At 49.3% G+C, this 24002-nt stretch carries 22 protein-coding genes; 13 read left to right on the forward strand and 9 right to left on the reverse strand.

Annotated features, from left to right (window positions below):
* Positions 1-224 precede the first annotated feature (224 nt).
* The 8 genes from DPO_RS13135 (at position 225) to DPO_RS13170 (ending at position 7285) form a co-directional block, all read left to right on the forward strand.
* Complete coding sequence (locus DPO_RS13135) at positions 225-989, forward strand: endonuclease III (RefSeq protein ID WP_006966476.1); 765 nt, start codon at positions 225-227, stop codon at positions 987-989.
* A 21-nt stretch (positions 990-1010) separates the two neighbouring features.
* Positions 1011-1370, forward strand: coding sequence for a hypothetical protein (locus tag DPO_RS13140; protein WP_006966477.1), 360 nt, complete (start codon positions 1011-1013; stop codon positions 1368-1370).
* Positions 1371-1611: 241 nt separating this feature from the next.
* Positions 1612-2112 carry a hypothetical protein gene (locus DPO_RS13145; RefSeq protein ID WP_006966478.1) on the forward strand — a complete coding sequence of 167 codons (501 nt, stop codon included), beginning with the start codon at positions 1612-1614 and terminating at the stop codon, positions 2110-2112.
* Positions 2096-2731, forward strand: a complete 636-nt coding sequence (locus DPO_RS13150; protein WP_006966479.1) for a hypothetical protein — start codon at positions 2096-2098, stop codon at positions 2729-2731. The genes DPO_RS13145 and DPO_RS13150 overlap by 17 nt, the downstream gene beginning before the upstream one ends.
* A gap of 78 nt (positions 2732-2809) precedes the next feature.
* A complete protein-coding gene (locus DPO_RS13155; protein ID WP_006966480.1) occupies positions 2810-3130 on the forward strand; it encodes a hypothetical protein in 321 nt (106 codons plus the stop codon).
* 170 nt (positions 3131-3300) lie between these two features.
* On the forward strand, positions 3301-3480 hold the full coding sequence (locus DPO_RS13160) for a hypothetical protein (RefSeq protein WP_006966481.1): 180 nt from the start codon (positions 3301-3303) through the stop codon (positions 3478-3480).
* A gap of 67 nt (positions 3481-3547) precedes the next feature.
* The gene (gene murA, locus DPO_RS13165) at positions 3548-4801 is read left to right on the forward strand and encodes a UDP-N-acetylglucosamine 1-carboxyvinyltransferase (protein WP_006966482.1); all 1254 of its coding nucleotides are present in this window, start codon (positions 3548-3550) and stop codon (positions 4799-4801) included.
* 33 nt (positions 4802-4834) lie between these two features.
* Positions 4835-7285 (forward strand): DNA internalization-related competence protein ComEC/Rec2, encoded by a 2451-nt coding sequence (locus tag DPO_RS13170; RefSeq protein ID WP_006966483.1) that lies wholly within the window; start codon positions 4835-4837, stop codon positions 7283-7285.
* Between the two features lie 45 nt (positions 7286-7330).
* Here the strand turns inward: DPO_RS13170 and DPO_RS13175 are convergent, their stop codons facing one another.
* Entirely contained in the window at positions 7331-11539 is a 4209-nt protein-coding gene (locus DPO_RS13175) for an acyl-CoA dehydratase activase (RefSeq protein ID WP_006966484.1), read from the reverse strand.
* Between the two features lie 148 nt (positions 11540-11687).
* Between DPO_RS13175 and DPO_RS13180 the strand changes: the two genes are divergently transcribed.
* From DPO_RS13180 to DPO_RS13195, 4 genes are read left to right on the forward strand one after another with little or no spacing between them, the layout of a single operon-like run.
* Positions 11688-12479, forward strand: coding sequence for an MlaE family ABC transporter permease (locus DPO_RS13180; protein ID WP_006966485.1), 792 nt, complete (start codon positions 11688-11690; stop codon positions 12477-12479).
* A 5-nt stretch (positions 12480-12484) separates the two neighbouring features.
* Positions 12485-13246, forward strand: a complete 762-nt coding sequence (locus DPO_RS13185) for an ABC transporter ATP-binding protein (RefSeq protein ID WP_040011890.1) — start codon at positions 12485-12487, stop codon at positions 13244-13246.
* Positions 13227-13679: an outer membrane lipid asymmetry maintenance protein MlaD gene (mlaD, locus tag DPO_RS13190; protein ID WP_006966487.1), complete on the forward strand. Its 453-nt coding sequence runs from the start codon at positions 13227-13229 to the stop codon at positions 13677-13679. Before DPO_RS13185 ends, mlaD begins: the two co-directional genes overlap by 20 nt.
* A gap of 42 nt (positions 13680-13721) precedes the next feature.
* Positions 13722-14534, forward strand: a complete 813-nt coding sequence (locus tag DPO_RS13195; protein ID WP_006966488.1) for an MlaA family lipoprotein — start codon at positions 13722-13724, stop codon at positions 14532-14534.
* Here DPO_RS13195 and DPO_RS13200 read toward each other — a convergent pair.
* The 8 genes from DPO_RS13200 to DPO_RS13240 all read right to left on the reverse strand — a co-directional run bounded on the left by DPO_RS13200 (position 14524) and on the right by DPO_RS13240 (position 22873).
* Positions 14524-15336: a nitrilase-related carbon-nitrogen hydrolase gene (locus DPO_RS13200; RefSeq protein WP_006966489.1), complete on the reverse strand. Its 813-nt coding sequence runs from the start codon at positions 15334-15336 to the stop codon at positions 14524-14526. The two genes, DPO_RS13195 and DPO_RS13200, sit on opposite strands and share 11 nt — an antisense overlap.
* Positions 15333-15788 (reverse strand): siroheme decarboxylase subunit alpha, encoded by a 456-nt coding sequence (ahbA, locus tag DPO_RS13205; RefSeq protein ID WP_006966490.1) that lies wholly within the window; start codon positions 15786-15788, stop codon positions 15333-15335. The genes DPO_RS13200 and ahbA overlap by 4 nt, the downstream gene beginning before the upstream one ends.
* Before the next feature lie 152 nt (positions 15789-15940).
* Positions 15941-16258, reverse strand: a complete 318-nt coding sequence (locus DPO_RS13210) for a TusE/DsrC/DsvC family sulfur relay protein (protein ID WP_006966491.1) — start codon at positions 16256-16258, stop codon at positions 15941-15943.
* Between the two features lie 170 nt (positions 16259-16428).
* Entirely contained in the window at positions 16429-17274 is an 846-nt protein-coding gene (locus DPO_RS13215) for an FAD/NAD(P)-binding protein (RefSeq protein WP_006966492.1), read from the reverse strand.
* Positions 17275-17295: 21 nt separating this feature from the next.
* Positions 17296-18348: a 4Fe-4S dicluster domain-containing protein gene (locus tag DPO_RS13220; protein WP_006966493.1), complete on the reverse strand. Its 1053-nt coding sequence runs from the start codon at positions 18346-18348 to the stop codon at positions 17296-17298.
* A gap of 17 nt (positions 18349-18365) precedes the next feature.
* Positions 18366-19328, reverse strand: a complete 963-nt coding sequence (locus DPO_RS13225) for a 4Fe-4S dicluster domain-containing protein (protein WP_006966494.1) — start codon at positions 19326-19328, stop codon at positions 18366-18368.
* An 11-nt stretch (positions 19329-19339) separates the two neighbouring features.
* The gene (locus DPO_RS24595) at positions 19340-19765 is read right to left on the reverse strand and encodes a hydrogenase iron-sulfur subunit (protein WP_152427662.1); all 426 of its coding nucleotides are present in this window, start codon (positions 19763-19765) and stop codon (positions 19340-19342) included.
* A gap of 15 nt (positions 19766-19780) precedes the next feature.
* Entirely contained in the window at positions 19781-22873 is a 3093-nt protein-coding gene (locus tag DPO_RS13240; RefSeq protein ID WP_152427663.1) for a CoB--CoM heterodisulfide reductase iron-sulfur subunit A family protein, read from the reverse strand.
* Between the two features lie 191 nt (positions 22874-23064).
* Here DPO_RS13240 and miaA point away from each other — a divergent pair, with 191 nt between their 5' ends.
* Positions 23065-23982, forward strand: a complete 918-nt coding sequence (gene miaA, locus DPO_RS13250; protein ID WP_006966499.1) for a tRNA (adenosine(37)-N6)-dimethylallyltransferase MiaA — start codon at positions 23065-23067, stop codon at positions 23980-23982.
* Positions 23983-24002: the final 20 nt, after the last annotated feature.

Raw genomic sequence — 24002 nt, forward strand, 5'->3', positions numbered from 1 at the left:
CGATTTCAGGCAAATTTGAATTGAATGGTACAGGAATAACGAAAGAATGGTTGAATTTGAATTGAATCAGTGGTAGTTGCAAAGTATGGTTGAGATTTGGAGACCGATATACTAGAGTCACTATAATTATAATTTATTTCGGAGGTATTGTTGTCAAATAATATTCAAATTTCAAATTTACAGGATAATCGGAATTACGCATTGAATTATTGACAGAAACCCTGATGAATGAGAACCGCATATGTGATCGACTTGTCAAGCACGGCAAAATACTCTTCCATGCGCCGCTCGAATTGGTTCGGTTCACGAAAGACGATGCAGCCGATTATCTGCTCAATGACCTGACCGATCACCCGCACGCATTCGTCCTCGCGTCCATCATGGACCGCCAGATCAAAGCAGAGCGTGCATGGCTCATTCCCTATCGGTTCAAAGAAAAGCTTGGTAGCTTCTCCATGGAAACACTGGTTCGGCAGTCTGAATCTGACATCCAACGCCTGATGTTAGAACCAGAACCACTTCACCGATTCGTAGATATCATGTCGGGATATTTTTTCAAAGCAATCCGACGGATAGCAGATCAATACGAATCAGACGCTTCCCGCATCTGGCAGGACAAACCATCCAGCGCTACTGCTGTCTACCGTTTTCTTGAATTCGAAGGTGTTGGCCCCAAGATTGCTACCATGGACGCAAACATCCTCGCACGAGAATTCAAGATTGAGTTCGCTGACCACTACTCAATCGACATCTCGGCAGACGTACACGTTCGACGTGTGTTCGGCAGGTTGGGACTTACGCCAATGGACGCGACTGTAGATCAACTCATTTTCAGAGCAAGAGGACTGCATCCAGATTTTCCCGGCCTGATGGATTTCCCCGCGTGGGAAATCGGCCGAAACTGGTGTAGACCGAAGAAAACACAATGCAGTGGATGTTACATGAAGGATCTGTGCCCGTCTGCAAATGATAGAACGGCCAACGAATAAGATCGTGTGAGGAGGCAACAAATGGGATCTTCAGTCACTGCAACTTGTCCATGCGGACAAAACACTGAAATTATGATCGGTGGGGGTATGAATAATTTCATGACTACATGCTATTTTCCCTGCTTCTGCGGGAATTGTAATGCAGTTGTGGAGGCCAATCTGCTTGACAGGCAAATGACATGCCCTCACTGCAAGACAAACAAGATCATTCCATATGATGACCCCACATTGGCAGGTGAAACTGGAAAAAATGTTGTGATACGTTGGAATGTTGAAAAGCAACTCGGCAGAGATTTGATATTAACCGATGGAAATTACAGATGCCCGCAATGTGATCAAATGACTCTTCGATTTATGATCGGATACTTGCTCTGGGATTAAAAAGGACTAAGAGGGAAAGCATCATGCCAATACTGTTTATCAATGATGTTTCTATTCATCGACTTATAGTTTTGGCTCGGGCTTTCTTCAGTCAACTTTACGCAAAAAATGTCCTTGCTGTCGGCTCATGTTTGTGTCAAAGTCAAATGATTATGACAGGATTTATAATTAGGGAGTTTACACCCCATAATATCAAATTCATTCAGTCTGGCGAGTTTTGTCTTTGGTCCAGGAGACAAGAATGCCACTGACATCTTCAAACAACCTTGTGGGGACGGCAGGTGAATACTTCGTCTGCGCAGAACTCTGTCGCCGTGGCTACCTTGCACTGCTCACCCCAAAGAACAACCCGCTGTTCGACGTAATAGCTTCCACACAGGATGGGAGTAAAACTGTCTCAATCCAAGTCAAGACACGGTCAATCCAGAACAAGCAGGGCTGGAAACTTGGCAAAAACATCACCACCAAGAGGAACAATCCCGGCTTTTTTGTCGTACTTGTAAATCTTGAAGAAGATGGACTGCCTGAGTTTTATATTTACGAATATGATTCACTTGCTGACGTTGTTGACCGGAACTACAAAACATACATGGCACAGTCGAAGCGTGACGGGACAAAACGGAAGGATGTTGGTTTTAGATGGCATGATGCCACTCTGTTCACCGAGGACGATCACAGTCGGAAGAACAACTGGAAACCCATAGAGGACGGACTTTCCCAACCATATGAACAAGGAATGTGAAAAACTCCATGACCTAATGCAAGGTCTTGAAAGGCATGGTTTTCCATTTGACGAATCAAAAATTCCTTCTAATGGAATTTACTGCTTATTTGAGGTGGGAGAGGAAGGGCATGGCGGAAAAAGAATTGTAAGGATTGGCACTCATACAGGGGCGAATCAGCTTCGTTCAAGACTAAGGCAGCATTTTTTCAATGAAAATAAGGATAGAAGCATCTTTCGAAAGAATATTGGCCGCGCATTATTAAACCGAAACAATGATCCTTTTATCGAAACCTGGGAGATAAATCTAACAACAAGAAAAGCAAAAAATAAATACTCATCATTTATTGATTTTGGCTATCAAAAGAGCATAGAAGCGCAAGTCAGTCGGTACATTCAAAACAATTTTTCGTTTAGCGTATTTGAAGTAACTGAGAAGGAAGAAAGATTACAAATCGAGTCAAAGATGATTTCTACCGTTTCTCGGTGTGAGGGCTGCAAAGCATCAAAAGAATGGCTTGGTAACTCCTCTCCAAAACATAAGATTGTTAAAAGCGGTTTGTGGCTCGTAAACGAGTTGTACAAGACACCTTTTGATGCTTCTGGCATTGACCATCTATCAAAAGTCATAAGAGGCTGACTATCACAAGCACTCTGATAGTAAAAGCGTGCTATGGAAAGATTAATTTTTTTCATTTGTCATTGAGGAAAAATTATAATGCCTAATGGTGAATCAAAAAACTGGATACGTTTTGTTATGGCACTTGAAAGGTTTTATATTTTGTATGGCCAGTGGCCTTCAGTGATTAATCTAAACCCGTTTTTCATTGATGAACTTCAAAAGAAATTGACAGCAGAAGACTTTCAAACATTACAATCCAAAATCAAGCTTAACCCAGATGAGATGAAACCCTTTTTGTGTTTTGATGAGAAGGGCAATAAATATGATTACGAAAGAGGAGATATATATCCGGAAAATAATATTTCAGCAAGGGCCATCGACTGGCTTCAAATTAGCAAACCGGATTATTATGAATAGACATTTCTACAATTTTACTGTCACCTCTTAATTGGAAAGAATTCTTCTTAAATTTTTGTTTAAAGCCTGCTCAAGTATTACAATCAGATACTAAAATTACTTCAGGAGCAGTTGATCCGGAAAGGACGCATTGAAAATGCTGAATCTTAAAATGACCGAAAGGACACATAATGACCCAAGACATAAACACCAACGAATGCGCTGATCCTACCCAGAATTTTACAGTCGAGCTGCCCTGCCGAATGGTTGAGCGGATTGAACGTTATGCCGGTGAAAATGAGACATCGGTTGACAGCGTTCTGATTGAAGCGGTGGATGCTTTTTTGAGAACCCGGAAACAGGGATTGTAAAACAATAAAAACCTGTGAGTATAATAATTATTTACAGGCAATGACCATTTGAAAGATGACATAAATTATGGATAAAATACAGATCAACGGCGGCAGAAAACTAAAAGGCGAGGTGACCATTTCCGGAGCCAAGAATGCGGCATTGCCGCTTATCGCATCCGCCATCCTGGTGGACGGCACGTGTGAATTTTTCAATGTACCGCATTTAATGGATATCAAAAGCATCAAGCTTCTGCTGGAAGATCTGGGAGCCCGGTGCACTTTTGACGACCATGTCATGACCGTGGATGGATCCGGCATTCACAAAATCGAGGCGGAATATGACCTGGTGCGCAAAATGCGGGCCTCCATTCTGGTGCTGGGACCGCTGGTGGCCCGGTTCGGCCATGCCAAGGTGTCCATGCCCGGGGGATGCGCCATCGGGGCCCGGCCCGTGAATATGCACTTGACCGGATTGGAAGCATTGGGGGCAAACATTCATATTGATCATGGCTATATCGAGGCCCGGGCGGACAGGCTGATCGGCAGTGACATCTATTTTGACACCCCCACGGTCACAGGCACGGAAAACCTGATGATGGCGGCGACCCTGGCCAAAGGTCAGACCGTGCTCAGAAATGCAGCCCGGGAACCGGAAATTGTCTGCCTGGCCGATGCGCTCAATGACATGGGCGCCCATATTTCCGGGGCCGGATCTCCCATGATCACCATTGACGGCGTGGATAAACTTTTGCCGGCAAAAGTCACGGTGATTCCCGACCGGATTGAAACCGGCACCTTTATGGTGGCAGCGGCAGCCACCCAAGGGGATGTGCGGGTCACAGGATGCAACCCCGATCATATCGGCGGGATGATCAGCAAGCTTAAAGCAACCGGGGCTCAGATCGAGACCCGGCCTGATGAGATCCGGGTCAGGGGAGGGGAGACCGTCAAAAGTGTGGACATCAAGACCCTGCCGTACCCCGGGTTTCCCACGGATATGCAGGCCCAGTTCATGGCCTTGATGTGCACGGCCCGGGGTACGAGCATGATCCATGAATCCATTTTTGAAAACCGGTTCATCCATGCCAATGAACTGATGCGCATGGGTGCGGACATCACGCTTTCCCAAGCCAACCTGGCCATGGTCAGAGGAGTGCCCGAACTTCAGGCCGCACCTGTGATGGCATCGGATCTGCGGGCCAGTGCATCGCTGGTGATTGCAGGCCTGATGGCAAAAGGTACCACGGTGATCTCCCGTGTGTATCATATGGACCGGGGATATGAAGCCATGGAGGAGAAATTTTCCGCACTGGGAGCGGATATGAAACGAATCAAATAAAGGGTTCAACCCTTACATAAGGTATAAGCGCATGTGAAACCGTTGTCACAACCGGTGGTCCCGCCTCTGGTCCCGGTCCTTCTGGCCATGATGACCGGGATAAATGCCGGCAGTGTGTCCGGTTTGTCCCATCCGGTCTGGACGGTCATAATTTCAGGCGTGGCAATGGTTGTATGCGTTTTATGGGTTTCTGAGAAAAAAACGATCATTTTCAGTCTGTGCCTGGCAGCCGGGATCTGGTCGGGATATCAAAGCGTTCTGATTCATTCTCCCCCTGTTCCGGCCGGGCATATATCCAATTTTTATAATCAGCGCGATATTGTTTTGACCGGACAGGTGAAGTCCTTTGCCCGGCAATATCCCCATAAAACCCGGATCATCGTGGACTGCCGGACAATCCGGGGATCGCAGGATACTGCGGTTTCAAAACGTCTGACAGCAACCGGGCGCATCTATTTGAACCTGTATGGAACATCCGATATCCCCATCCGGTTCAATGATCAAATCCGGTTTGCCGGTCCCATCCGGCCCATCCAGAATTTCGGCAATCCAGGGGCATTTGATTATCTTACTTTTTTAAAACGCCAGGGTATTTTCGGGTCAGTTCACACCCATGTGAGCAAGATTCAAAAAATCACGGATTCATCCCTGTCTGTCTGGACCCGGGGAATCCAGTTTTTGGAAAACATTCGGAATCAATTTTATGCGTTTGTCATGACGCGCCTGGATCACCGGGACGGGGCCCATGTTCTGGCAGCACTGGTCACCGGCATCAAGCATAATATGCCCCCGGTGCTCAGAGATCAGTTTGCCAGGGCCGGCACAGCTCATCTTCTGGCGATTTCTGGATTGCATATGGGGATTCTCAGCCTGATTTTTTTCTTTTTTTTCTATCAGGTATTGTCGTTGTTCCCCGGATTGCTGGTATCGGCTCAAGCCCGGAAAATCGCAGGCGTTCTGACCTTGATTCCCTTGTGTCTGTATCTGGTTTTTTCCGGATTTTCCCCGTCCACCCAGCGGGCGTTTATCATGATCGCTATTTTCATGATCTCGTTTTTAATGGAAAAACAAACCCATCCTTTCAATACCCTGGCCGTTGCAGGCATTATCATTCTTTTTGCAGACCCGGCGGCGTTGTTTTCCATCTCGTTTCAACTATCGTTTACTGCTGTGTTTTTCATCATCGCCGGTATGAAAGTGATGGAGAAATACCTGAAAATTAATCCACCCAAACCCCTGAAATTTTTGATATCCATCAGCAGCGTGACCCTTTTGGCCGGTCTGGGGACGTTTCCTTTGATTGCCGGGTATTTCAACCTGGTGTCTTTGGTTCAGATTCCAGCCAACCTGGTCCTGGTGCCGGTCATCGGATTTGTGTGCCTGCCGGCCGGTCTGATAAGTTTGATGTTCTGGCCTCTGGCTCCTGGCCTGTCTGCCTGGCTTTTGACCGGGGCGGCCTGGCTGGTTGAATGGTGTTCTTTGTATGCCGCCTGGTTGACCGATCTGCCGTTTGCCTGGTCTTATCTGCCGTCCTGGTCCATGGTTGACATACTCATGGCATATCTGATTTTAGGCGCTGTTTTCTGGACATTGTCCGGTAAAAAATCAAAACCGGTCATGGCCGGGGTCATGGTTGTCCTCATAAGCATCTATGGAATCAGGATGATGACACGATCCGGGGCGCCGGACCATATGACCGTTACCGTGATAGATGTGGGGCAGGGCAATGCCGCATTGATCCAAACCATTGAAAACAAGACGATTCTGGTGGACGGAGGCGGATTTTCCGGCGCCACGCAATTTGATGTGGGCCGGTATGTGGTGGCCCCTTTTTTATGGCAACAGGGGATCACGGCCCTGGATGTGGTCATTCTCACCCATCCGGATGCCGATCACATGAACGGTCTGGTGTTTATTCTGGAAAATTTCCAGGTGGGCACTTTGGTTAAAAACAGGGATACCAGTCCCCATAGTGCATTTGACCGCATCATGGCTGCCTGCCGCAAAAAAAAGATTCCGGTGTTCATCCCAGATTGTGAAAATAATCAGATGAATTGGGAAAACACGGGACTGTCATTTTATCAATGCCGGTCGGTAAATTCTGAATGGGACGTCAATGACAATTCCCTGGTATTTAAACTGACATGGGATCAATTTTCCATGTTGTTTCCGGGAGATATTCAGGCCGGGCGGGAAGGTCTGCTGGCAGGAGACCAAAACAACCGTCTGTCGGCCGGAATTTTGTTATCGCCCCATCACGGGAGCAAGTCTTCGTCCACCCGTGTATTTCTTGAACAGGTGGCCCCGGAAACCGTGGTCATATCCTGCGGATTCAATAACCCGTATCGGTTTCCCCATCCTGATGTCATCAACCGGTATGAAAAAAACAATATCCGAATTTTCAGAACCGACCAGCATGGTGCTGTGACCATCACATCCAGAGGCCGTGATTATGCGGTTATTCCCTATCGTTCAGGCAATTGAAAAATATACCCCTTGCGCACAAAAATAAATTGTCTTGCAATGACTTCAAATGGTGGCCTTGCAGGGAAACGCCGGATCACGGCGTTTGAAATATTTGATGAACGGAACAATCACTTTGTTTTTGTTGCCTCCGGACACGTCATAGGTGATACTGACGATGGGCACCCCGGTGGTGGCTTCCAGCCGGGCCGCCATGGCTTCGGTGACCAGGCCGGGGCAGCAGAAGGCCGGGGTGGTCTGCACCAGAAGGGCCACATCCGGATGTTCCTGGAGGATATGATGGATTTTCAGGATATTGTCCATGGACTCACCCGTGTGCTCCGGCTGGATTCCGTATTGTGCCAGCACATCTTCACATGCGGAAGGTATTTTTAAATCCGACTCCTTAAGCACGGGTTCAAAATAGGGGTAATATTTTTTTTCCATGGTGTTCATGGCCACCAGCAGCGCTTTGTTGGAGATCAGACTTAAATATTTACCTTCTTTGAACCATTTTCTGAAATAGGATCCGGCAATGATTTTGACATATTTGTAATAAGGGGTGGTAATCACTTCACCGCCGTGGGCCTCGATATAATGGATCAGATCCTGGTTCATCACCTCATTGTCTCTGGCATACAGATCTCCGAAAATCGCCACTTTGGGTCGGGTACCGATATCCCGGGTCCTGATCTGCCTGAACAGGGGAATGGCCTGGGCCAGTGCCTGCTCTTTGGACCCGCCCGTGGCAAATGCCCGGCTGATGATGGCCAGGGCCCTGGGCAACACCCGGTCGGTTTCACCGGGCGTGACTTCATAGGGCCTGATTTTGCATCCGATGCTTCGCAGCAGTCCGCCGAACATGTACGCAAAATACGCATTGGTGGACGCTTTGAAAGAGATGTCAAACAAAGACAGTTCGCCTAAATAGATCCCGGATTTTTCAAACCCGTTTCCTTCCTGTTTGAAAATCTGTTGAATATGATACGGATACAGGCGGATGTTGCAGGCAATATCCGACCGGTTGAGCCACAGCACGGTATCTGCCGGATTCAGGCGGTGTTTTTTAACGGTATGAATAAACCCGGCCGCCAGTGCATTCAAAGGGATACACTGGCCCGTGTTGGTGAGCAGGCTTTTTTTCAGGGTTTCAGGGGTCTCTTCCATCAACAAAGCCCGATGACCTTCACTTTTAAAAGTGGACACGATCAATTGTCCGGTCAATGCATCCCAGTTGGGGAAAATAATGGTTTTGTCTTCAGGCCGGTCAAAAAACAGCGGCGCAAAATCCAGGGGCCGGGCCGCCGGACGCGAAGTTGCCTGAAAATGGTTGGTAAACGCCCGCACCGCCGCCTCGATCCTTGTTTCATACCCCACACTGGAATCATGTTCATCCAGTTCCAGCACCAGATAGGGTTTGTTGCTTTGCTCCATGATCCGCTTGAAGTAATCCACCCCGAAGGCATCCGGAGAACATCTGAACGAAGTGATATAGACCGGATACAGACCTTCGGTCAAAGCGGCGGCATATGCGGATTCCAGAATGCGGGCCGCGTATTTCCAGTGTATTTCCTCCAGCAGCGGTCGGATGGGGGAAAGATCCATTTCCGAGGTGTCCAGCATGTCCTGGAAAAAGGTCTGGATTCCCATTTTTTCAAAAATCTGGGGAATGTGATGGTTCATGGTATCGGGCAGCACGGTATAGGGACGTCCCAGCAACAACACTTTCACACCGTTGATATCCCGGGTCCGGGTTTTGAATAATGCGGCCAGCCGCTCCTGTTCATCTTTGCGATATTCCATGGCCTTGTCCCAGGCGGTATGGATATCGAAAAATGAGATGGGACCCTGGGGCATCAACGGCTTCAACGCCCGGTACAGCGCCATTTTGGTGTGAAAGCTGGTGTACAGATATTTGATGGTGGGCATGATCAGCCGGTCTGATTCATCGGGATCCAGGCAGGCCAGGACCGACGGCATGAACTGGGTGTAGTAGCAATGCTGGCGCCGGATTTTTTTCTGCGTTGATTTATCTTCAAAATAAAACGGCAGAAACACATGGGGCACTTTTTTCAGCAAGTGCGATACATGACCGTGCAACGCCATGACCGGGGCACAGAATTCCGCTTTGGCCACGGTTTTACCCAGCGACACCGGGTGCTTCAATTGGCGACTGGTAACAGTTTTAATGCCCAGCAACGAAAAAAACTGTTCCCAGAACACCAGATCTTCAAACAGGTGAAGTGCGGCAGGGATACCGATGACAGGCGCATCCGGTGTAAAGGCATTGCCTGTTTTCGGCCGGGAAAGCGGTTTTCTTAATTTTTTCATACTGTAGCGGGTGTCGGGTGAAACCATTTTTTGGGTGTCATAGTCTCTGCCGCACAAAAACCCATACGCCTGGGGCCGGCCGTCCACATCGGCAATCGTGATTTTACAGTGATTGCTGCACAGCTGGCACACCTCCTGACGGACTGGAATGTTTTTTTTCCACAGATCAAACCCCCTAAATCCGGTGTGCTCAATGGCCTGTTCACTGGCCAGCAGAGCGACCCCCAAGGCACCGGTCAAATGGCAGAACTGGGATACATGGATGGGTTTTTGCAGTTTTTGCTCAAATGCCGCCACCAGAGCCCGGTTTCGGGCCGTGGCTCCCTGGAACAGGATGCAGTTGCCGATATTGCCCACTGTGGCCACTTTGGTGAGGTAATTGTCTCTCACCGAATGCAGCACAGACGCCAGAATTTCTTTTTGTTCAAATCCTTCGGCAAAAAAATAGTTGATGTCCCGTTCCATGAACACCGTGCACCGGTCACTGGATACCGGTGCACTGATGCCTTCGGCTTGATCTGAATATTCAGACAACGGGCACATGAGCTTTTCGGCCTGTTCTTCAATAAAACTGCCGGTGCCGGCCGCACAAACCGTGTTCATCACCGATGCCGTGACCCTGCCGTGTTTGAGCAGGGTAAATTTGGCATCCTGACCACCGATTTCAATAATGGTGTCCACATCCTTGTTCAAATTCACGGCGGCCGTGGCATGGGCCGTGATCTCATCCGGTTCAAGGTCCGCACCGATCACGCGGCCGCTGATCCGGCGGCCGGATCCGGTGGTGCCGCATCCGGCGATGGTCACATTCAGCCGGTTCCTTGTGATCCAGTCATCCAGGACTTTGAAAATCGTCTGCACGGCCTGAACCGGTCGGGACGCGGTTTTGGTGTAACATCCGATCACCGGCACCAAATCTTTGGTGATCAGAATGCTTTTGGTGCTGGTGGATCCCACGTCCAGGCCCAGAAAACCGGCCGACAGATCCAGCTCAAACGGATCTGTATAAATTTCTACTTCCACCTTATCCACGACATAGGTCTTGTGACATGAAAAATCCGGATAATCCGACAAAGTCAGGGATAACGGGGGATACCGGTAATTGTCTTTTTTAACGGTATCTGTGAAAAACGCCCGGGGAGAGTCAAACGTTTCAGGGACCGGCATCCGGTTTGATATCTCATCTGCCAGGCACAGGGCCGCTCCCAGTGCCCCGTAGATCTGCGCACAATCATCGATGGTCAGTGTCAGGTCCAGCAAAGATTCCAGATATCTTGTAACAGACCGGTTCCGGGACACCCCGCCGCAAAAAATAATTTTACCGGTAAATATTTTTCCTTTGAACAGGGTATTGGCGATATTTTTAGCCAGCCCGTGACAGAGCCCGTCACAGATTTGTTCAATATTATACCCTTCCTGCTGGGCATGAATCAAATCGGTTTTGGCAAACACGGCACACCGGGTGGCGATGTCAGGCCGCCCCTGCCGGTTGTTCATGGCATATTCACTGATTTCATGGGATCCTTGCAGATTCAGACGCCGGGCCTGCTGGTCCAGAAAACTGCCCGTGCCGGCTGCACAGGAGGTGTTGTGCCGGGCCCCGGTATAGTTTCCGGCAGCATCAAACAGGCTTAAGGAAAACTTTTCGCCGCCCACATGAAGCAACGCATCAAACGATTGGCCATAAAGGAATTTGGCGGCCCGGATCAGCGCCACCTGGTCATCATACCGTTCATGGCAGAAAACAAATCCGGGCGTGGCATCCGTGACCGCCACATGTGTCACCGACTGCATCACCTCATGGGACAGCAACCGGGTGAGGCATGCTTTGACATCCCCCTGATGAAAGGTACTGGCTTTGTGAAGAAGTGTTTTTTTCCCGTCAATCACTGCCATACTGACAGACACAGATCCAACATCGATTCCCGCAATTATATCATTCATGTTCTCTTTTCAAATAAAGAATTATTCTGGCTGTTTCATTGTGTAATACAATTATAGGTATTGTTTTTTGGCTTTTGTGTCAATCCAATATTCTTGTTTTTTCTATTTCTTGTTTTTTAAAGTTGATTCAGGTATAAGCCTTAAGATTATGATCACCCGATTAATAGAAACCATTGGAAGTCCTTTTTCCAGTTATATTGAATCCACGGGACGTCTGATCCGGTTTTTTCTTGCCGGAATCCGGCAGATCGCGGTCTTGCCGTTTCAAGGGAACAAAACCCTGGATCAGATCGGATTTATCGGGGCAAAATCCCTGTTTGTCATTCTTTTGACCGGCTTGTTCACCGGCATGGTTTTAGGACTCCAGGGCTATTACTCACTGGTGGACTTTGGATCGGAAGCGGCTCTGGGAGCGGCCGTGGCCCTGAGCCTGATCCGCGAGCTGGGCCCGGTTCTGACAGCCATCATGATTACTGCCCGGGCCGGATCGGCCATGACGGCTGAAATCGGTGTCATGCGCATGTCCGAACAGATCGATGCACTGGTCACCATGCAGATCAATCCCGTCCGGTTTATTTTCAGCCCGAGAATCCTGGCCGCTCTGATCAGTTTTCCTTTGCTGACGGCTTTTTTTGATGTGGTGGGTATATTCGGTGGATTTTTATCCGGTTCCCTGTTAATGGGAATCAATGAAACCGTTTACATGGACAAAGTGATCCAGAGTGTCAAAATGATAGATATCTGGGGCGGATTTATCAAATCCTTTGTATTCGCCCTGGTGGTCGCTACCATCTGCTGTTACCGGGGATATTTCGCCCACATGAACAATCAGGGGCAAACCGGTGCCAAAGGAGTTTCTCTGGCCACCACCAGCGCTGTGGTGCAATCGTGCATCTGGATTCTGATCTTTGATTATGCGATCACTTATTTTCTGGTATGAGAGCTATGACCCAGCCTTTTATTGAATTCAAAAACGTATATAAACGATTCGGCAACCTGGAAGTTCTCAAAGGGGTCAATCTGTCCATAGACAAAGGAACCGTCACCGTGGTGATCGGCAAGAGCGGTTCCGGCAAATCAGTTCTCCTCAAACATATCGTGGGCCTGGTTAAAGAAGATGAAGGAGACGTGCTGATCCAGGGTAAGTCCTTGAACCGGCTTTCCAGCAAACAGGCCAGGCAGTTTAAAAAAAACATGAGCTACATGTTTCAGGACAACGCATTGTTTGATTTTCTCACGGCATTTGAAAACATTGCACTGCCGCTGACGGAAACCACACGAATGACGGTTGAACAAATCCGGAAAAAAGTGCATGACCGCATGGCCCGGTTGAGTATTGAGGGCATTGATCATAAATATCCGTCTGAACTGTCCGGCGGCATGCGCAAACGGGTGGCCCTGGCCAGAGCTCTGGTGACGGATCCGGAACTGATTCTGTTTGATGAGCCCACCACAGGCCTGGACCCGATACGCAAAAATGACGTACACCATTTGATCCGCGAATTTCAGAAACAATTCGGATTTACCGCCGTGATCGTCAGCCATGATATTCCGGACATTTTTGATCTGGCACAACAGATCGCGCTGCTGGATGAAGGAAAGATTGTTTTCAAAGGAACCCGGCAGGAAATCATGGCATGTGAACATGAAACTGCGTGTGCATTTATCAGAGGAAGGGAAATGTTGTATGACCGATCGAAAACGTGATTTTTATGTGGGTTTTTTTGTCATTATCACCGTTATCTGCACCGGGTATCTGTTTCTGGTTGTGGGGGAATTCTCCCGATTTTTCAAAGACCGGTATACCATTCATGGCTATTTTTCTTCGGTTTCCGGCCTGAAAACGGGAGCATCTGTGGACCTGGCAGGGGTTCGGGTCGGAAATGTGTCTGATATTGCCATTGACCCAGACCATCTGGTGGCAAAGGTAACAATGGAAATTGACAGTCAAATAGAAATTTCAGAAGACAGTATCGCTTCCGTCAGAACTGCGGGAATCATTGGTGAAAAATTCATTGAAATCCTGCCGGGCGGGTCCGATTTTATGCTGGCTGAAGACGCTGAAATTGAAAATACCGAATCCGCTCTGGATATTGAATCATTGATAAAAAAATTCATTTTCAACAATGATTCTCCTTGAGACTGACAACCATATTTCACACATACCAGGGAAACAGGTCAAATGAAACACATAAATCAATATCAATGGATACTCATTCTGGGAATCTGTGTATTAATCGGTCTGGTATCACCGCCGGCATGGTCCCAGTCGCCTTCTGCCGAAAATCAAGCTAGCGTGCAGCCCAGTGAACCGAAGACCGACCCGTCATCCGACTCATTTTTTGAAGATGATTTTTTTGAAGAAGGACCGGCCGGTAAGGCCGTCGCCCCTGTGGCGGATCCATTTTTTTATTTTAATTATGCCATGTATGTGGTCAACGATAACTTATATTATTATGTACTCAAACCCGTTGCCACCGGGTATAAAACCGTGATGCCCACACCGGCCCGAAAGGGGATCCGCAATTTTTTCCATAATCTGATGTTTCCTATCCGGTTTGTAAACAACCTGTTGCAGTGGAAACTGGAACAGGCCTCGGATGAATTTGGAATTTTTCTGGTTAACTCCACTGCCGGAATTCTGGGGTTCAACCAGGTGGCCCAGAAATACCTGGATATGCATACCCAAAAAGAAGATCTGGGCCAGACGCTGGGAACCTATGGCATCAAGGAAGGATTTTATCTGGTTTTACCGGTATTGGGTCCATCCACGCTTCGGGATGCCATCGGCATGGCCGGAGATTATTTCGTGCTGGACCCCATCGACTATGTCTCGCCCTGGGAACTGGAACTGGGACTTGATGTCCTGGACATCATCAACCGGACATCTTTTCGTATCGGTGACTATGAAAGCATGAAAAAAGCGGCACTGGATCCTTATGCGGCGATCCGGGACGCCTATATCCAGAATCGGCGGATGCAGGTCAGCCAATAATCGGGAACAGATCCTTGCGCCGGTGAGGCAGAAAATACCGCATACGATGAGACCGGACATGTGCCAGCTGTTTCGGGTCCAAAGTGACAACATGCAGATGATTATTTTTGGGTAAAGACCGGGAGATCAGTTTCCCGTCCGGTCCGATCACCACGGACAGACCGGGAAATTCCAATCCCGCCCCATTATCCCCGGTCTGGTTCACCGCCGCCACAAACACCCCATTGTCAAATGCCCGGGCCGGCAGGTGCCGCATCCAGGAAGTAAATTTGTCTTGTTGATTCCCCCGGGGAGACGCATGGGGCAAAACAATGAGATCCGCCCCCTGCAATGCCATGGCCGTGGACAGTTCCGGAAAATGGGCATCATAACACAGCTGGATGCCGAATTTGACTCCGCCATGCGCAAATACCGGAATTCGGGTGCCGGGCGTGAAAATTCCCTGTTCATTGGGCGCAATATGCAGTTTCTGATATTTGCCGTAAGGGGTATGGGGGATGAATACCAGATGAGACCCGTAAATCCGCTCATTGATCGTTTCAGCCAGACCGATCAGAATCGCGAGATTCAGTTGATCAGACAGCCGGGCAAAAGTTTGGATCACTTGGGAATCCATGGGTGGGACTTGTTTGGAAAACCGATGATCCGTGCCATACCCGGTAAGCGTCATTTCCGGAAAAATCACCATATCCGCGCCTTTGCGGGCCGCGGTTGAAATAATATCGCAACAGGCGTTCAGATTGTCTTTAAATCGGTTACACAAGCAGGTAACGATGGCCAGACAAAGGGTCACCGGTTTCATAGCTTGAAATTGGCGGAAATTTTAAATACCCGGGTGGCGGGAAGATTCAATATGGGGGAAACCCCGGTCTGGCGGGAAATCTCTTCTAAGGATTCAGCGATCTGATCCCGGGAAGGGGCGATGAATGTGAACCAGATGTTGAACTCATGGTCCCGCATGTAATTGTGAGTGACACCGGCATACATATTGACAGTGCGGGTGAACAGATCGATTTTTTTTTCCGGCACCTTTGCCGTACAAAGGGTGGAATAATAACCTAAACGATCCGGGCTGAAATTACCGCCGATACGCCGGATCACCTGTAAATCCTTCATGGCCTGAATACGCGCGATGAGTTCTTCCTCGGTAAGGTCCAGTTTCTCCGCCAGAACCCTGAACGGACGGGCATCAATGGGAAAATCCAGCTGAATCAGGTTGAGAATGGTTTTGTCGGTCTCGCTGATGGCAGTCATGTATCGATCCTGTAGAAAGGTTTGGGGCCGGGAGGGGATCAGGCTTAATAAAACCGACAATTAAGCAAACCGGATCCCAGGAACTGTAAACGACAAAGGCCCTGTTTTTGTAAAAACAGGGCCTTTAAAAATCGATCAAATCAACCAGCGGCTTATACGCACCCGGTCGGTTTAGGAAGACCAGCCATTTTACAGGCACCTTTGCCGGGGCCGGAGGGAAACAGCTCATAAATGTGTTTGAGCTTGAACTTGGTGAGTTTGGAAAGAACCCGGACCATGGGAGCAATCCCGTTTTTCTCATAATAGTCCTGGAGCACTTTTACCAGCTGCCAGTGCTCATCGGTCATTTCCTCAATCCCTTCCTGGGTTTTCACATACTCCACCCATTCTTCTGAATAGGAATTGTAGTCAAGAAGGAACCCATCCTCATCTACTTCAAATGTTTTCCCGTTAAATTCAATTGTTGCCATGTAAACTTTCCTCCTGTAAATTGTTTTTTTCTATCACATTAAGACATATCCTGTCTTGGCTTCTTAAGGTCAGCCTCGATAATTGAAAACTAAACATATCTCAGCGACCTGTCCTTGTCAATAAAGAATCATATTGAAACATAAAAAATTAAACGCCAACTCCTTTGAATTTAATATTCTTTCGGAGTCTGGTTGATCTCTTCCAGTGTAAACACCGGTCCGTCTTTGCACACCAGTTCCTTGCCGATATTGCAGCGTCCGCACATACCGATGCCGCACTTCATCCGGTTTTCCAGAGACATGATAATCTGATGGGGCTGATACCCCAACTTGGTCAATGCCGGCTGGGTGAACTTGATCATGATAGGCGGTCCGCACACAATGGCGTAGGTGTCTTCATCGGCAACCGGTGCATTGTCCTCCACTACCTGGGGCACAAACCCGGTATGGTACTTCCAGTCGGGATCATCCGTACCATCCACGGTGATGTGCATGTTGATGTCATCGCGTTTTTCCCAGTCAAACAGTTCCTCCCGGTATAACAGCATGCCGGGAGAACGGGCCCCGTAGACCACATCAATGTTTTTGAATTTTTTCCGGTTGGCCGGATCCAGCATATAGACAATGGAGGACCGCAGCGTGGTGAAGGCAAATCCGCCGCCGATGATGACCACATTTTTGTTTTCCAGTTTGTCCCAGGGATACCAGTTGCCCAGAGGTCCTCTGATGCCCATGAGATCCCCTTTCTTCATGTTGTGAAGATGGGTGGTGACCACACCGGTCCGGAAGACCGTGAATTTGACAAATCCCTTTTCCACCGGAGATGAGGCAATGCCGATGGGAATTTCACCCACGCCGGGGATGGACAGTTCAGCAAACTGGCCGGCTTTATAGGCAAACTTTTCTTCATCTTCCGGGTTTACAAATACAAAAGTAAACGTTTTAAGGGATTTATCTTCCGTTGCCACTTCAATATCATCAATGCGAACCGGATACGGCAAATAGGGGTTTTCCATGTGAATTCTCCTTGATGTTCGCTATTTGGTTGTCTCGTAATCGTTCATCCGGTTGCACACCTCCCGGATATCGATGTTCACCGGGCAGGAAGCCACACACCGTCCGCATCCCACGCACATGATTCCCTGGTCATACTTGTCCAGAAAATACTTGAGCTTGTGCATGAACCGCTGTCTGACCCGCTGGACCTTGGTGCCTCTGGGGTTGTGGCCGGAGGCGTGATGGGTGAACAACGAAGACATACAGGTGTCCCAGTTGCGGAACCGCACGGCCGTGTTGTGCCGGGTCTCGTCCTGAATGTCGAAACACCAGCAGGTGGGGCAGACATAGGTACAGGTCCCGCAGTTGATGCAGGAAAATGCCACCTCATCCCAGAAAGGCGCGTCATACAGATCCAGAATGGTTTTTTGGGCCAGCTTGTCCGTATTGACATCCGCCTGGATCTGTTTTTCCGCTTCTTTTTTCAGGACATCGAAAAGGACCTGGCTTTCTTTGGGGTCTGCCGCCGTAGCGAATCCACAGGCTGCGGCCCATTTTTCGCCTTTTTCCGTCAAAATCTTGGCCAGATATTTGTCATCCATATCTGCCATGAGTACGTCCAGGCCTTCTTCACTGAACGGTCCGCTTCCCACGGCCGTTGAAAAATCACACGGCCCGGGACGGGTCACGCCCAACCCCACAAATGTGGTTGCGTCATACGCCGCACACCAGTATGGGTCTTTATAATCCGGATTGTCAAAATTAAGCTTTACCAGGTGTACGGCTTTGGCATCATAAGGCCGGATGCCCAAAACCACCCGGGGCATGTCATCGGTTTCCACCGGTTTCATGACATGATGATCCTCTTTTGATTCATCCAGAGTGGCGGTCAATATTTTTTCGGTCTGGGGAAACAGCACGGATTTGGCAGACATGACCGTGACAGGGGCATCCATTTTTGGCTGCATATCCGGTGCCAGAGGCTTGATCTGGCAGCCGTTCTTATCTTCAACCGGACCATAGACCCGATAGGTTTTCCTGGATTGATCAACCCCCGGGGCCCAGTCTTTTTTATCAATTGTAATGAAATTCATATTCATACCCTTTTTGTTTACTTGATAAAATCATTGGGATCATTGGGGCTGTAAACATCCAGCGGCGGCCGTTTGTCCAGATCCAGGCCGGCTTCCCATCCAAACAGTTCCAACGCGTCCTTGTTCAGCTTGCGCGTGAAATCCCGGACATTGATCCCCATGGGGCAGGCTTCCACACAAGCCCCGCAGTCCGTGCACCGGCCGGCGCAGTGAAAGGCCCGCAGGAAATGAAATGTGGCGACATCGGTATCGTTCTGGCCTTTACCCACCCACTGGGGACCGGATTCATCCACAAAACAGGTGGGGCAGTAGCATAAAGGACAGGCATTCCGACAGGCATAGCACCGGATGCAGTTTTCCGTGAGTTTTTCAAAATAGGCCCATCGGGCATCCGGATCCATGGCAGCGATCCGGTCCACGTCCTCATAAGGCTGATCCAGGGTCTGTTCTTCCACGGGGTCTCCGGCCATCACATCATAGACCGGCGGATTCCGATGGGTGCATACCCGGCAGTTGTGCCGCAGTACATCCGCTTTCTTCACCGTTTCTGTCTTTGAAGCGGATGTGATGGTCAACGTATCGCCGTCTTCTTCAAATCCTGTGATTTCATCCTCAAACAAAGCCGCAATTTTTCGTTTGTCCACCATGCCGGTGCAGGGCACGCCGATGATATAGACCTGTTCCCGGGAAATCTGATTTTCCACGATATGGGTGACCAGATTTCTGGCATCACAGCCTTTGGCCACCACAGCGATTTTTCCCTCTTTTTTTGACAGGCTGTTTTTCGAGACATAATTGGCCAGGTTAAGACCGCATACCGAGTTGAAAACCAGTTTGCCCACATCTTTATCAGAGGTTAAAGCCACCGGCCGGGTGGCCATGGGAATGGAGCCATCGGCAAATCCGATCACTTTTTCCACTGTGCCCTTGGCCAGCAGGTCCGCACCAATGGCCCTTATTTTTTCAATACAGGTATCCATAGTTCACACCTTTATTTGTTATAATCTTTGACAAATTTTTTATTGGGGCCCAGGGCTCTGACCTTTTCTGAAATTTCCTTGACCACATCCACGAACTTGGTGGCTTCAGCCGAAGAAATCCAGGAAAAATGGATCCGGTCCCGATCCACTCCCATATGTTCCAGCAGGTTGCCCATCATCGCAAATTTTCTCCGTGCATAATAATTACCATCCAGGTAATGACATTCGCCGGGATGTCACCCGGATACCCACACGGCATCCGCACCTTCCCTGAGGGCGGATAAAATGAATTTCGGGCTCATGCGTCCCGAACAGGGGATCCGGATCACCCGGATGTCCGCCGGGTACTCCATCCGGCTGACCCCTGCCAGATCCGCGGCCCCGTAAGAGCACCAGTTGCACAGAAAACTGACGATTTTTATATTTTTTTCGGTCATGTGATTGTATCTCCTTTAAGCTGTTTCACCCAGGGCAAAAATCTGTGAAAAAATCTGGTTGGTATCAAATCCCCGCAGATGGATGGCACCGGATCGGCAGGATGCCACACACAGGCCGCAGCCTTTGCACAGCACCGCATTGATATCCGCTTTGCCTTCAAACCGGCCTTCGGTCAAAAATGACGGGGCATTGTAGGGACAGATGGATACGCAAACCCCGCAGGCGGAGCATTTCTGCACATCCACGCTGGCAATGGTGCCGGAGGTGAACAAGCTGTCTTTTTTGGCCAAAAGGGTCAAAGCCCGGGACGCGGCAGCCCGACCCTGGGTGATGGCCTCGTTCACGGGTTTGGGATAATGCCCGGAACCCGCCACAAACACCCCGTCCGTGGCAAACTCCGCCGGTCCCAGTTTGGCGTGTTTTTCCACAAAAAAGCCTTCATCACTCAAGGGGACTTTAAAGAAATTGGCCAGGCGCTCATCTTTTCTGGGCACCAGGGCCGTGGCCAGAGTGACCAGGTCCGCGTGAATGGTGACCGGCTGATTAAGCACATGATCTTTAAGGGTCACGGCCACATAGTCCTTTTCCACGGTCACTTCAGGTTTATCCGTGACGTCATACCGAATGAAAATGACCCCTTTTTCCCGGGCTTTTTTGTAAAGCAGTTCCCGTTCCCCATAGGTCCGGATATCCCGATACAAAATAAACACGTCCATCTGGGGATTTTTTTCCTTGAGCGCAATGGCATTTTCGACGGAATGGGTACAGCACACTCTGGAACAATAGGGGCGTTCCGGTTCTCTGGAGCCGACGCACTGGATGAACACAGCCGATTGGACTTGATCCAGTTTCGGGTCGTTGTCCATGAACATTCTGTCCAGATCCAGAGTCCGAATGATGCGCTCATCTTGCCCCAAACCGTATTCGGTGGTTTCCAGGGCCTTGGCACCGGTGGCCAGGACCGCAATGCCGTGTTCCAGTTCCGTGGTTTTATCATCGGTTTTCAATGTTGAGATGAAATTACCCACAAACCCGTCCACCCCTTCCAGGGTAGTCTTTGTATGTACAACTATTTTGTCGTTGGACTGAACCTCCTGAATCAGGGCGGACAAGTGTTGCTGTACATCCTCGCCCTGGGCGGTTTTCCATAATTTAACTGCCTCTCCTCCCAGAGAATCTTTTTTCTCGATAATATGGGTTTCATATCCTTGAGAAGCCAGACTTCTGGCGGCGGTCAAGCCGGCCAGTCCGCCGCCTACCACCATGACCGAGGCGTTGACCTTGATTTTTTCCTCTTTGAGGGGCTGGGCCAGACCGGCTTTGGCAACCGCCATGCGCACCAGATCCTTGGCTTTTTCCGTGGCAATGTCCGGATTGTTTTTATGAACCCAGGCGTTTTGGTTCCGGATGTTGGTCATCTCAAACAGGTATTTGTTCAGGCCCGCGCTCTTCAGGGTTTCCTGGAACAGCGGTTCATGGGTTTTCGGCGTACAGGCTGCCACCACAATGCGGTTGAGTCCCTTCTCCTTGATGATCTCCACCATCTTGTCCTGGGCATCCTGGCTGCACGCATACGTGGTTTCTTCAGCCACGGTCACATAGGGCAGGGTGGCCGCGTATTCGGTCACATGGGGACAGTCCACCACACCCGCGATATTGGAACCGCAGTCACAGATGAACACCCCGATGCTGGGGCGGTCACCGATCACATTGGTTTCCGGTACGGCCGGGATCTCTTTGGTCAGGGTATTTCTAACTTCAGCCAGGGCATCACCGGCGGCAGAGGCGGCAGCTGATGCATCCAGCACTGATTCCGGAATGTCCTTGGGATTGTTGAACACCCCGGACACATAAATACCGTCTCTGGACGTGGTCACCGGTTCAAAAGAGCCTGTTTTGGCAAATCCGGATTCCGTGAGATCAATATTGAATTTCTCGGCAACCGCCCGGGTTTCCTGTGAAATTTCAAGACCCACGGACAACACGATCATGTCATAGGTATCTCTGACAATCTGTCCCATTTCATCCACATACTGGATGTGCAGGTCCCCGGTTTCCGAATCTTCCACCACGGAATGCACCCGGGAACGGATGAAATTGATGCCGTGCCGGGTCTTGGCATCCTGATAGTATTTCTCGAACTCCTTGCCAGGGGTTCTCATGTCCATGAAAAAGATGGAGCAGTCCAGGTCTTTGCCGGCATGTTCCTTGGCAATGATCGCTTCCTTGACCGCGTACATACAGCAGACCGAGGAACAATAGGGATTATCGCATTTATTGACATCTCTGGAGCCCACGCACTGGAACCAGGCGATTTTTTTGGGATCTTTTCGTTTTTGTGCCAGCAGTTTGTCTTTTTTCTTTTTGGGATTGGCCGGCAGTTTCGGAAAAGTGGTCACATGTCCCATGGTCGGGCCGGTGGCCGCCAGGATCCGCTCGAATTCCATGGAAGTCACCACATTGGCGAATTTTGCATATTGATAATTGTCAAACCGGGACGGATCAAACGGCTTGAAACCGGGTGCCAGAATGATGGATCCGGTATTGATGGTGATGACCTCTTCAGTCATGGTGTAATCAATGGCATCTGCCGGACATACCTCCTGACAAGTCCCGCATTTGTCTTTGGTCAGTTTCAGACAGGCAGCCGGATTGATGGCATATTTCAACGGTACTGCCTGGGGATATTCCACATAAATGGCGGTTCGGGTTTTCAAATCCGAGTTATACCCGTCATCAAATTTGCCCGGGCACTTTTCAGTACAGGCCCCGCAGGCAATACAGCGGTCTTCTCTGACATACCGGGGCTTTTTTAGGATTTCCACCTGGAAATTGCCTTTTTCACCGGTGATGTTCTGAACTTCGGAAAGTGTTAACAACTCAATGTTTAAATGCCGGCCGACCTCGACCAGTGTGGGTGAGATTATTCACATGGCACAGTCATTGGTCGGAAAGGTCTTGTCCAGCTGGGCCATGACCCCGCCGATGGACGGGCCTTTTTCCACCAGATAGACATAAAATCCGGAGTTCGCAAGATCCAGTGCCGAGAGCATGCCGGATATACCGCCGCCGATCACCACCACTGATCCGGTTTTTTTTGATTCCATTCTTTGTCTCTCCTGTTTAATTCATATAACAATATCAGCCAAAACAGCCAGCAGACGTTAAGATGACTGTCTTAAATATGTCTTAATGATTTTCCTTTTATTAATTGTTATTAATTAAAAAAGTATGTTATAAAACCATCTGTCAAACATTGTCAACCATTATCGAATAAAACCACAGGCACTGTTGATCCATGAAAAAAATCATTACTGTCTGCGGTCCCACCGGGATCGGAAAAACCGGTTTTGCTATCTTTCTGGCAAAGACATTCAATGGAGAGATCATCGGGGCCGACTCCATGCAGATTTACAAGTACATGGATATCGGCACTGCCAAGCCGGATGCATCCGAACGGGCGAAAGCACGTCATCATCTGGTGGATTTTCTGGATCCGGCAAAAGATTTCGATGCCGCGCAATACACACAGATGGCCGGACAGACCATTGATACCATGACACAAAACAACCGGATTCCCATTGTGGCAGGCGGCACCGGCCTGTATATCCGTTCGCTTTTATACGGTCTGTTCCGTTCCAGGCCGGCGTGTCAAAACACCCTGGCCCGGCTGACACAGACGCTGGAAGAAAAAGGCAGCCCATATCTTCACCAACAACTGGATGCATGCGACCCTTCTGCGGCCCGGCGGATCCATCCCCATGACGGATTTCGTATCATCCGGGCCCTGGAAGTGTTTCAAACGACGGGCATTCCCATCTCCCAAAGACAGACCCAGCATTCGTTCGCCCATCCTTGTTACCGCAGTCTGACCTTAGGGCTTTACATGGACCGCCATGACCTGTACGAGCGCATCAATCAGCGGGTGGACATCATGATGGCCCAGGGACTTCTCACTGAAGTTCAGGGTCTGGTGAAAAAAGGATATGATCTGAGTCTGAAATCCATGCAGTCCATCGGATACCGCCATATGGGAAAAGTAATCAACCATGAGCTGGATATCGAGACGGCTGTATCGCTTTTGAAACGGGATACAAGGCGATATGCCAAGCGCCAGTTCACCTGGTTTAAAAAAGAACCGGGCATTGTCTGGATTGAGCCCTCGCAAAAGGACCGGGCCTTGGCCCTGGTAAAAGATTTTTTGACATCTCCTTGAAATTTGCCTATATTTCGGCA

This window comes from Desulfotignum phosphitoxidans DSM 13687 (genome assembly GCF_000350545.1).
GTDB classification, from domain to species: Bacteria; Desulfobacterota; Desulfobacteria; order Desulfobacterales; family Desulfobacteraceae; genus Desulfotignum; species Desulfotignum phosphitoxidans.

Coding starts and splice junctions, on each gene's coding strand:
- DPO_RS13155 (WP_006966480.1), top strand. CDS start 2,810: ATGCCTAATGGTGAATCAAAAAACTGGATACGTTTTGTTATGGCACTT.
- DPO_RS13200 (WP_006966489.1), bottom strand. CDS start 15,336: ATGAAACCGGTGACCCTTTGTCTGGCCATCGTTACCTGCTTGTGTAAC.
- DPO_RS13210 (WP_006966491.1), bottom strand. CDS start 16,258: ATGGCAACAATTGAATTTAACGGGAAAACATTTGAAGTAGATGAGGAT.
- DPO_RS13160 (WP_006966481.1), top strand. CDS start 3,301: ATGACCCAAGACATAAACACCAACGAATGCGCTGATCCTACCCAGAAT.
- DPO_RS13185 (WP_040011890.1), top strand. CDS start 12,485: ATGACCCAGCCTTTTATTGAATTCAAAAACGTATATAAACGATTCGGC.
- DPO_RS13195 (WP_006966488.1), top strand. CDS start 13,722: ATGAAACACATAAATCAATATCAATGGATACTCATTCTGGGAATCTGT.
- DPO_RS13175 (WP_006966484.1), bottom strand. CDS start 11,539: ATGAATGATATAATTGCGGGAATCGATGTTGGATCTGTGTCTGTCAGT.
- miaA (WP_006966499.1), top strand. CDS start 23,065: ATGAAAAAAATCATTACTGTCTGCGGTCCCACCGGGATCGGAAAAACC.
- ahbA (WP_006966490.1), bottom strand. CDS start 15,788: ATGACTGCCATCAGCGAGACCGACAAAACCATTCTCAACCTGATTCAG.
- DPO_RS13215 (WP_006966492.1), bottom strand. CDS start 17,274: ATGGAAAACCCCTATTTGCCGTATCCGGTTCGCATTGATGATATTGAA.
- DPO_RS13225 (WP_006966494.1), bottom strand. CDS start 19,328: ATGGATACCTGTATTGAAAAAATAAGGGCCATTGGTGCGGACCTGCTG.
- DPO_RS13220 (WP_006966493.1), bottom strand. CDS start 18,348: ATGAATTTCATTACAATTGATAAAAAAGACTGGGCCCCGGGGGTTGAT.
- DPO_RS13180 (WP_006966485.1), top strand. CDS start 11,688: ATGATCACCCGATTAATAGAAACCATTGGAAGTCCTTTTTCCAGTTAT.
- mlaD (WP_006966487.1), top strand. CDS start 13,227: ATGACCGATCGAAAACGTGATTTTTATGTGGGTTTTTTTGTCATTATC.
- DPO_RS13145 (WP_006966478.1), top strand. CDS start 1,612: ATGCCACTGACATCTTCAAACAACCTTGTGGGGACGGCAGGTGAATAC.
- DPO_RS13135 (WP_006966476.1), top strand. CDS start 225: ATGAATGAGAACCGCATATGTGATCGACTTGTCAAGCACGGCAAAATA.
- DPO_RS13140 (WP_006966477.1), top strand. CDS start 1,011: ATGGGATCTTCAGTCACTGCAACTTGTCCATGCGGACAAAACACTGAA.
- DPO_RS13150 (WP_006966479.1), top strand. CDS start 2,096: ATGAACAAGGAATGTGAAAAACTCCATGACCTAATGCAAGGTCTTGAA.
- murA (WP_006966482.1), top strand. CDS start 3,548: ATGGATAAAATACAGATCAACGGCGGCAGAAAACTAAAAGGCGAGGTG.